The organism is Robinsoniella sp. (assembly GCF_034124845.1).
The window spans coordinates 1-9,421 of the sequence record NZ_JAWYAJ010000172.1 but is presented as its reverse complement, the minus strand read 5'-3'; the positions used below and the strand labels follow the sequence as shown (position 1 = coordinate 9,421).

Annotated in this window: 11 protein-coding genes and 2 pseudogenes; 12 read left to right on the top strand and 1 reads right to left on the bottom strand. The window is 44.5% G+C overall.

What is annotated here, in order from left to right; genetic code table 11:
- The 9 genes from ACH2DQ_RS08205 to ACH2DQ_RS08165 form a co-directional block, all read left to right on the top strand.
- Positions 1 to 527: ethanolamine ammonia-lyase reactivating factor EutA (locus ACH2DQ_RS08205; protein ID WP_395026305.1), on the top strand; the 527-nt coding region annotated here is incomplete at its 5' end.
- Positions 528 to 550: 23 nt separating this feature from the next.
- Complete coding sequence (locus ACH2DQ_RS08200) at positions 551 to 1,918, top strand: ethanolamine ammonia-lyase subunit EutB (RefSeq protein ID WP_394912525.1); 1,368 nt, start codon at positions 551 to 553, stop codon at positions 1,916 to 1,918.
- 5 nt (positions 1,919 to 1,923) lie between these two features.
- Positions 1,924 to 2,040 carry a DUF6783 domain-containing protein gene (locus ACH2DQ_RS08195; protein ID WP_394912524.1) on the top strand — a complete coding sequence of 39 codons (117 nt, stop codon included), beginning with the start codon at positions 1,924 to 1,926 and terminating at the stop codon, positions 2,038 to 2,040.
- A complete protein-coding gene (gene eutC, locus ACH2DQ_RS08190) occupies positions 2,037 to 3,023 on the top strand; it encodes an ethanolamine ammonia-lyase subunit EutC (RefSeq protein ID WP_394912523.1) in 987 nt (328 codons plus the stop codon). The genes ACH2DQ_RS08195 and eutC overlap by 4 nt, the downstream gene beginning before the upstream one ends.
- Before the next feature lie 23 nt (positions 3,024 to 3,046).
- Positions 3,047 to 3,700: an ethanolamine utilization microcompartment protein EutL gene (gene eutL, locus ACH2DQ_RS08185; RefSeq protein WP_394912522.1), complete on the top strand. Its 654-nt coding sequence runs from the start codon at positions 3,047 to 3,049 to the stop codon at positions 3,698 to 3,700.
- Between the two features lie 33 nt (positions 3,701 to 3,733).
- On the top strand, positions 3,734 to 5,209 hold the full coding sequence (locus ACH2DQ_RS08180) for an acetaldehyde dehydrogenase (acetylating) (RefSeq protein ID WP_394912521.1): 1,476 nt from the start codon (positions 3,734 to 3,736) through the stop codon (positions 5,207 to 5,209).
- Between the two features lie 75 nt (positions 5,210 to 5,284).
- Positions 5,285 to 5,578, top strand: a complete 294-nt coding sequence (locus ACH2DQ_RS08175; RefSeq protein WP_394912520.1) for a BMC domain-containing protein — start codon at positions 5,285 to 5,287, stop codon at positions 5,576 to 5,578.
- Positions 5,579 to 5,763: 185 nt separating this feature from the next.
- Positions 5,764 to 6,042 (top strand): ethanolamine utilization microcompartment protein EutM, encoded by a 279-nt coding sequence (gene eutM, locus ACH2DQ_RS08170; RefSeq protein ID WP_394912519.1) that lies wholly within the window; start codon positions 5,764 to 5,766, stop codon positions 6,040 to 6,042.
- A 69-nt stretch (positions 6,043 to 6,111) separates the two neighbouring features.
- Positions 6,112 to 6,960 (top strand): ATP-binding protein, encoded by an 849-nt coding sequence (locus tag ACH2DQ_RS08165; protein WP_394912518.1) that lies wholly within the window; start codon positions 6,112 to 6,114, stop codon positions 6,958 to 6,960.
- Positions 6,961 to 7,197: 237 nt separating this feature from the next.
- Here the strand turns inward: ACH2DQ_RS08165 and ACH2DQ_RS08160 are convergent.
- A pseudogene (locus tag ACH2DQ_RS08160) lies at positions 7,198 to 7,272 on the bottom strand (DUF6783 domain-containing protein); the annotation flags it as partial.
- Here ACH2DQ_RS08160 and ACH2DQ_RS08155 point away from each other — a divergent pair.
- The 3 genes and pseudogenes from ACH2DQ_RS08155 to ACH2DQ_RS08145 form a co-directional block, all read left to right on the top strand.
- A pseudogene (locus tag ACH2DQ_RS08155) lies at positions 7,240 to 7,413 on the top strand (hypothetical protein); the annotation flags it as partial. The pseudogenes ACH2DQ_RS08160 and ACH2DQ_RS08155 overlap by 33 nt on opposite strands.
- Positions 7,406 to 8,662, top strand: a complete 1,257-nt coding sequence (locus ACH2DQ_RS08150; RefSeq protein ID WP_394912517.1) for an ethanolamine utilization protein EutH — start codon at positions 7,406 to 7,408, stop codon at positions 8,660 to 8,662. The pseudogene ACH2DQ_RS08155 and the gene ACH2DQ_RS08150, both read left to right, overlap by 8 nt.
- A gap of 64 nt (positions 8,663 to 8,726) precedes the next feature.
- Entirely contained in the window at positions 8,727 to 9,164 is a 438-nt protein-coding gene (locus ACH2DQ_RS08145; RefSeq protein WP_394912516.1) for a cupin domain-containing protein, read from the top strand.
- The last annotated feature ends 257 nt before the right edge of the window (positions 9,165 to 9,421 follow it).

Sequence of the window (9,421 nt, the reverse complement as noted above, 5' to 3'; positions counted from 1 at the left end):
AGCTGTATCAGGCAGTAGAAACCATCCGTGCTACCGTAGTCGGTGCCGGAACCCATACCACAGAAATCAGCGGAAGTACGATTTCCTATGAAAAAAATCAGCTTCCGATGAAAAATATACCAATCTTGAAAATCAGCGAGGAGGAAGAAAAAACCTGTCTGGGAATTGAAGAGTCCATCAGGAGGCAGATCCCTTTGTATATTTCCGAAGGGGAAGCCGTACAAATCGCTATTTCATTTGAGGGAACGGGATATTCGGGTTTTGCGGGTATCCAGGAACTGGCCCAGGCGATTATCAATGGGGCAAAGGTGCTGATACGGCTTAAGTATCCGCTGCTAATTGTGGCAGAGCACGATATCGCAAAAGCCCTGGGACATGCTCTGAATGTAAAATTAAAGCACAGTAAGGAGGTTATCTGCATCGACGGTATCAGGACACAAAGCGGTGATTACATTGATATCGGAGAACCAATCGGTGAGGGACGGGTCGTGCCCGTCGTCATCAAGACACTAATTTTTAATTCTTAAAGAAAAGATACGAGGTGAAAGTCATGATATTAAAAACAAAATTATTCGGCCATACTTATGAGTTTAAATCATTGAAGGAGGTTATGGCAAAAGCGAATGAAGAAAAGTCCGGTGATAAATTAGCCGGGATTGCGGCAGAATCAGCGGAAGAACGGGTTGCGGCAAAGGTAGTATTATCACAGATAACCCTGGGGGAATTAAGAAATTCACCGGCAGTTCCTTATGAAATCGATGAAGTGACAAGAATCATCCAGGATGCGGTAAATGAACCTATTTACAATGAATTCAAGAATATGACAGTTGCTGAATTTCGGGAATGGCTGCTGGACACCAGTACAACAGGCGACATGATCCGCCGTGCCAGCCGCGGAATCACAAGTGAAATTGTTGCGGCAGTTACGAAATTAATGGGGAATCTGGATCTGATCTATGCGGCAAAGAAAATTGTGGTTACGGCACACTGTAATACCACAATCGGGCTTCCGGGCACTTTCTCATCCAGATTACAGCCAAACCATACTACAGATAACCCCAAGGGAATTATCGCGTCTGCAATGGAAGGCTTCAGCCTGGGCTGCGGTGATGCAGTATTGGGATTGAACCCGGTTGATGATACGGCGGAAAGCGTTGCCAGAATCTTAAAGAGTTTTGATGAGTTTAAAAATAAATGGGATATTCCCACACAGATCTGCGTTCTTGCCCATGTGAGCACCCAGATGGAAGCAATTACGAAACACAACGCACCGATCGATCTGATGTTCCAGTCAATTGCAGGTTCCCAGAAGGGAAATGAGGCTTTTGGATTAAATGGGGCAATGTTAGACGAAGGCCATCAGATGATGGTTCAGCATGGAACTTCCACCGGTCCGAATTACATGTATTTCGAGACGGGACAGGGATCCGAGCTCTCATCAGATGCACATTACGGCTGTGACCAGGTGGTAATGGAAGCACGCTGTTACGGATTGGCTAAGAAATACAATCCATTCCTTGTAAATACCGTAGTTGGATTTATCGGACCGGAATATCTCTATGACAGCAAACAGGTGATCCGTGCCGGATTAGAAGACCATTTCATGGGCAAGCTTACGGGAATCCCAATGGGATGTGACTGCTGTTACACCAACCATATGAAGACAGACCAGAATGACGTTGAAAACCTTGGCATGCTCTTATCAGCAGCGGGCTGTAATTACATCATGGGAGTTCCCCACGGGGATGACTGTATGCTCATGTATCAGTGTACCGGTTATCACGATGCTGCGGCATTCCGTGAAATTCTGGGATTGCGTCCGATCAAAGAGTTTGATATGTGGCTGGAAAAAATGGGATTTTCAAAAGACGGAAAACTGACCTCTCTTGCAGGTGATGCATCCGTATTTATGAAATAGAATCAGTGAATGATGCGGGCTATGTAACCGGAATATGGAGCAAATATACCGCAAAGTGGGGCGTGCAGACAGCGGGAATGAATTTTAAGACACGCCTTAAGAGAGAAAGGAGATATTTATGATTGACCAGAAGGATTTAAAACGAATAATAGAGCAGGTATTAGTGGAGATGCAGGTGACAAAAAATACGTCTGCCCAAGGTACCACCGGGGAAAGCCAGCGTGCGTCACAGTCCCCATCTGCAATAGATACACAGGCAGATACGAATACAACAAAGGCTTCCGTTACTTATGAACAGCCGGAATATTCCGCAAATGTAAAAGAACCTCCGGTCATTGAAGATGGATGTCTGGAGGATATTACAGAAATTGATATTAAAAAGCAGTATCTTGTACCAAATCCGGTAAACGGGGAGGCGTATTATGAGTTAAAGCAGTATGCTCCCTGCCGCCTTGGAATCTGGAAAGCAGGTGCAAGATACATGACCTCTACCTGGCTGCGCTTCCGTGCCGACCATTCGGCAGCACAGGATGCGGTGTTCTCAAATGTGGATGAAACCTTTGTAGAAAAGATGAACTTATTCAGTATTCAGACGAAGTGCGAGAATAAAGATGTTTACCTGACCCGCCCGGATCTTGGCAGAAGACTGAATGAAGAAGGGGTAAAAGCAGTACAGGAAAAATGTAAAAAACGTCCGACCGTTCAGGTATATGTATCAGATGGCTTAAGCTCCGCTGCGGTAGCGGCAAATGTGGGGGATTTGCTGCCGGCTATTCTGCAGGGGCTGGAAAGCTACCAGATCGATGTGGGAACGCCGTTTTTCGTAAAATACGGCAGAGTGGGGGTTATGGACCAGGTATCAGAAATCACCGGAGCAGATGTAACCTGTGTACTGATCGGAGAACGTCCGGGACTGATTACAGCTGAATCCATGAGTGCATATATTGCATATAAAGCAACGATGGATATGCCCGAAGCCAGAAGAACCGTATTATCCAACATCCATAAGGCAGGCACGGTTCCCGTAGAGGCAGGTGCCCATATTGCAGAAATCATTAAAATAATGTTAGAGAAAAAAGCAAGCGGAACGGATTTAAAACTCTAATTGAGAGAGAGGTGTAATGAAACATGAAAAGAGATCCATTAAAAGCAAAGGTGCTCAGCACAAAAATGATTCCCAATGTCTCACCGGACCTGGCTAAGAGCCTGGGCTTGTCACCAAGACAAAAATCCATCGGAATGGTAACGGCTGATTGTGATGACGTTACATATACGGCACTGGATGAGGCGACCAAAGCAGCAGATGTCCAGGTGGTTTATGCAAAGAGCTTTTACGGCGGCGCCGGAAATGCCAGCACAAAGCTGGCGGGAGAAGTAATCGGCATTATCGCAGGAACCAATCCGGCAGAAGTAAAAAGCGGGCTGGACGCGGTGATAGATACCATTGAAAACGGCGCGTGGTTTGTAAGCGCCAACGAAGATGATTCCATTCCCTACTATGCCCATTGTATTGCAAGGACAGGCAGCTATTTGTCCAAGTCTGCAGGCATTAAAGAAGGACAGGCGCTGGCATATCTGATTGCACCTCCTTTAGAAGCCCTCTTTGCCCTGGATGCAGCTTTAAAAGCGGCGGATGTAACCATGTGTGAACTGTATGCACCACCATCTGAGACAAACTTCGGCGGGGCTCTGCTCACCGGAAGCCAGTCAGCATGCAAGGCAGCATGTGAAGCCTTTGCAGCAGCTGTTGAGTTTGTGGCAGATAATCCGCTGGCATTATAATTTGATACAGAAAATGCAAAATGGGAGGTAATTATGCAGCTTTATGATAAAGACCTGTTATCCGTACAGGAAGTAAGAGAATTGGTAGAGCGCTCAAAAGCAGCGCAGGAAAAATTACTGGAGATGTCCCAGAGCCAGGTTGACAGAATTGTCCAGAGCATTGCAAATGCCGGTGTGAGAAATGCCAGAAGGCTTGCACAGATGGCTCACGATGAGACGGGCTTTGGTATCATGGAAGATAAGGTGATCAAAAATATCTTCGCCAGCAAAAGCGTATTTGAATACATCAAAGACATGAAAACCATCGGGGTTATTGCAGAAGATGAAAAAGCGGGAACAAAGGATATTGCCGTTCCGGTAGGTGTAATTGCCGGGCTGATTCCTTCCACAAACCCTACATCAACGGTCTTATATAAATCGGAAATTGCAATTAAAGCCGGCAATTCCATTATCTTTTCCCCGCATCCAAATGCAAAAGAAGCAATTCTGGAAACGGTTAAGGTAATTCGCCAGGCAATTGCGGAAGCAGAAGGACCTGAGGATCTGGTATCAGTGGTTACGATACCGACGATACAGTCTACAGATTCGCTGATGCGCCATCCGGATATTTCACTGATTCTTGCTACAGGAGGAAGTGCCATGGTCCGTGCTGCATATTCTTCCGGAACGCCGGCAATCGGTGTTGGACCTGGAAACGGACCGGCTTATATTGAGCGTTCCGCAGACCTTAAAAAAGCAGTAAAACGCATTATGGACAGCAAGACCTTTGACAACGGTACGATTTGCGCTTCCGAACAGTCCGTCATCACAGAACGTGACCGCAAAGAAGCCGTGAAAGCCGAAATGCAGGCACAGGGTGCTTATTTCTTAAGTGCAGAAGAATCCGAAAAACTGGGAAAATTCATTCTTCGTGCCAACGGTACAATGAACCCAATGATCGTTGGTAAGAATGTTCAGCACATTGCAGATCTGGCAGGACTTAAAGTTCCCGCTGATGCCAGAGTTTTAGTAGCCGAAGAAGACGGCGTAGGTAACGGACATCCTTACTCCAATGAAAAGCTGGCACCAATTCTGGGATTTTATGTGGAAGATAATTATCAGAAGGTCTGTGAAAGATGCCAGCAGATTCTGCACTATGAAGGAGCAGGACACACCTTTATTATCCATTCTGAAAACCAGGAGATTATCAGCTATTTTGCCAAAAGAATTCCCGTTTCCCGCTTTCTCGTAAATGCACCGGGAGCTCTGGGCGGAGTCGGTGCCGCAACTTCTTTAATGCCTGCTTTTACATTGGGGTGTGGAGCAGTTGGAGGAAGTGCAACATCGGATAATATCGGACCGATGAATCTGCTGAATATCCGGAAAGTGGCTTATGGAATAAAGGAATTAGATGAGATACGCAAAGAGGCAGATCTGGCAATACCGGCATCCAAGCCTTGCGAAATCAACATCGACTTAATAGTTGAGAAGATTTTAAAAGAATTAGAGCATGCAAATGTCAGCATTTAACTTTTAAACAGGATATAACCGAGAAGATAATACGATAGAACCGGGAAAATAATAGAACAGGCAGGAGGAATTACAATGGCTAATTTACAAGCATTGGGATTGATTGAAACTAGAGGTTTAATTGCAGCGATTGAAGCGGCAGATGCAATGGTAAAATCCGCAGACGTTTCCTTAATCGGAAAAGAATATATTGGAAGCGGACTCGTTACCATTATGGTTCGGGGCGATGTGGGAGCTGTAAAGGCTGCAACTGAATCAGGAGCTGCGGCAGGCGCTGCAGTGGGAGAAGTTGTCTCCGTACATGTTATTCCAAGACCCCATAAGGATGTGGAGAGCATTCTTCCGGTTAAGGCAGATACGGCAGAATAGGTAAAGTTAAACATCCCCACCCAGGCAGCGGAGGGTTGTATCTGGCGGGAGCCGGAGGATAGACCTGTGGAGGATGGATCTGAGGGATGAACCCTGGGGAATGGACCTAGGGATGAACCCAGAGGATGAACATGGGGAATAAATAATAGTGGTAAAAGACAGATTAAAATCAGGAGGATAATAAAATGGCGGTTATGCAGGCATTAGGAATGATAGAAACAAAAGGTTTAATTGGTGCAATTGAAGCAGCGGATGCGATGACAAAAGCGGCAGATGTAAAATTAATTGGGAAAGAGCGTATAGGAAGTGGTTTAGTTACTGTTTTGGTCCGAGGTGACGTAGGAGCAGTAAAAGCAGCTACCGATGCCGGCGCAGCAGCAGCGGAACGGGTAGGAGAGCTGATTTCCATGCATGTTATTCCAAGACCTCATGGTGACGTGGAAACAATACTGCCTCAAAATTAAGCTGCCCGCTTGATTTTGAGGCAAAAATGCACTGGAATCATACAGAGACAGGCTTAAGGGGGCAATCATTTGAATGTTATAACAGAAGCATATTTACGGGATATCATGAAAGAGAATCGCCCGGAAGTCTTTTATGTACCGGAGGGGAGTCTACTATCCCCTTCCGCCCGGGATTATTTAAATCAGTATAAAATAAAAATAGAAAAACAGGAACCGGGGGCTGCAGAGAAAGAAATCTCAGAAAAGAAAGCTTCAGTAAAAGAAGCTGAAAAAGAACTTGGAGTAAAAGAACCTGCAGTAAAATTTGAAATACCAGGAGAAAGAAGTACGGAGAAAAATGCAGATAGCTGCCATAACCAAAATGCAGCATACGTTGACTATGCCACCGGAGCGTTCTTTACATCCAAACCGGAGCATATGACTCAGTTAACCGGGAACAGGCTGGTTCCAAAGAACCATCTGCGAATTGTATTCCGGGGGAAGCTGGATTCACTTCAGGCGCTGATTATATTAAATCAGACACTTATTGCGAAGAATCCCAGGCGCACAAAACTCCTTGAGGATCTGGAAGATATCCTGAAGATTTTACAGAATATTATGCGCTGTGATGTGCTGGATGAGCCATTTACCATAGAACGCATTATTGGGCTTACACACGCAGAACTGCGGGAACACTCCCACAATCCAATGAAATATTACAATATCCGGCAAATGATCATGCCCCACTACACCATGGGGGAAGAATATGCTATACTGAATCAAATCCGTACCGCCATCCGGGAGTGCGAGATCAGTGCGGTCAATGCATATCAGATCGGAAATGATTATACACATCAGGATATTCTGGAAGAATTCAACAGGCTATCCAGTGCACTTCATATTATGATGTGTAAACATCTTGCGGGAGAATATAATTAGTTCAGCATTGCATAAATAATCAAGTAATGCAATACGGCTATCTATGTCTCCAGTTGTAAATACTCCACTATATAGTACCCGCTTTCCGCGCCAGGTGCACGTCTGTGAATCTAGTACAGCATTGCATAAATAATTGAGCAATACTGTACTAGTCGTAGGTCCCTACGCCGTCGATTCACAGACGCACACCTGACGCAAATATCAGGAAATATATATACGTATTTACGCTGGAAGGCACTAGGAAATCCGAACAATTCTGGAGTGTGTTTGAAAATTCATTCCCGCCAGCTGCGTGCCCCACCTTGCGGCATATTTACCTCGAATTCAGGTTATATAGCACCCTTGTCGATCTTCATCGGGGATAAATCTCCCACATATGTGACGTGCGGCTGTCAGAAAGCAATTTTAAAACACGCTCTAACAATAAAAAGGAGGGAAAGAGTACATGTTTAGTGAATTAATCGAAAATATAACAAACTTAGATGTATTTACAGAGAGTATCAAACAGTACATAAGCGGTTTATCAATCAACTCCGTCATAATTACCATTATGATGATCTTTATGATAATTGGAGCGATTGACCGTATCCGTGGAAATAAACTGGGTTATGGAGAAGAATTTGAAGCCGGTTTTAATGCAATGGGTCCCCTGGCAATTGCCATGATGGGGGTAGTGGCAGCAGCACCGGTACTTCGGGTAATACTGCAGCCGATTATTGCACCGATTTACGAATTATTCGGAGCATCACCGGCTATGTTCGCAACTACACTTCTGGCAAACGACATGGGCGGTTATCCTCTGGCTGTGCAGCTGGCGGGAGACAATACGGCAATTGGGAATTTTGCCGGGTTAATCTTAGGCTCTATGATGGGACCAACCATTGTATTTACCATTCCGGTTGCATTGTCCATCATTAAGCCAAAAGACAGACCGTTTCTTGCGGCAGGAGTACTGGCGGGGTTAATTACCATTCCAATCGGCTGTATCGCAGGCGGGCTGGTTATGAATATGACGCCAAATAAAATTGATATCATTACTATTTTACAGAATTTAATACCGGTTATTATCGTAGCAGGTTTAATCGCCATAGGATTGTGGTTTAAACCAACCCAGATGATGAAAGGATTTAACCATTTTGGTAATGGGGTTACGATCTTAATTACCATCTTTACCGCAATCGCAGTATTCCAGTATGAAACCGGAATTCGTCTTCCGTTATTTGATATTATGGTCGATCCAAATAAAAATGGAGGTACCATACCGCTGGAAGAGGGCATCAAAGTTGTAGGAACCATTGCATGTGTATTAATCGGTGCATTCCCCATGGTAAAATGGATCACCAAAACATTCAAAAAACCATTGATGAAAGTAGGAGAGAAGTTAAAAATGAATGCTGACGGTTCAGCAGGTTTAGTGGCTTCTCTGGCTAATAACATTGCCATGTTTAATATCATGGAAAACATGAATGCGAAAGGAAAACTCTTAAATGTAGCATTTGCTGTTTCCGCAGCATTTGTATTCGGAGATCACCTTGGATTCACGGCAGGTGCGAACCCGGATATGATCTTCCCGGTGGTAGTGGGCAAACTGGTAGCCGGAATCACAGCGCTAATTCTCGCCAATGCATTAGCACCAAAACTACTGGCCAAAATAAAGGCAAGCAGCGGCAAAGAAGAGATTGCTGAAAAGAAGGAAATATAGCAGAATGCCGGTACATGATTAAGATTTGTTCAAAAAGAAATTTGTTCAGAAAGAAGGTTCGATAATGAGTATCAGTGAAGAAGCTATCCGTGAAATCGTAGAAAAAGTCATTAAGCAGTCTATGGTTTCCAAAGAAAATACCGACTTTAAAAAAGAAAAGGATCCAAGCGGGATTCTGGCAGTTTCCAGCAATACCGTTCAGACGGAACCATTTCAGGGAGCTAAGGGCGTATCACTCAAAGATATCGTCACATTAGATGAAAGCCCGCGAATGGGAGCAGGAATCATGGAAGTTGATCACACCAGTTTTGAATGGACTCTGACTTATGATGAATTTGATTACATAATAGAGGGAACCCTGGAAATAGAAATAGACGGACGTGTGGTGACCGGACATGCCGGAGATATCATTTTTATCCCCAAAAACAGCCATATTCATTTCCAGAGCCTAGATAAAGCCAGATTTGCATATTTTGTTTACCCTGCGGATTGGCAAAGTTAGATTTCGTTTATCTAGGTCATAATTTATTATAAAAACACAAAAGGAATCAATACAGTATCAGTTATGATATTGTACTGGTTCCTTTTTCGTTGGCTCTACAGCGATCAGTATTTATTGGTATACTTTTACGAATAAATTGGGGTTTTGCTGAGTAAGGACGCTTTGTAGATGTAGGTTGTGTACGGAAAGCGAAGGGGGCGGACCATCTGCACATCCCACTTTGCGGCATATTTGCCCCGAATTCAGGTTACATAGCC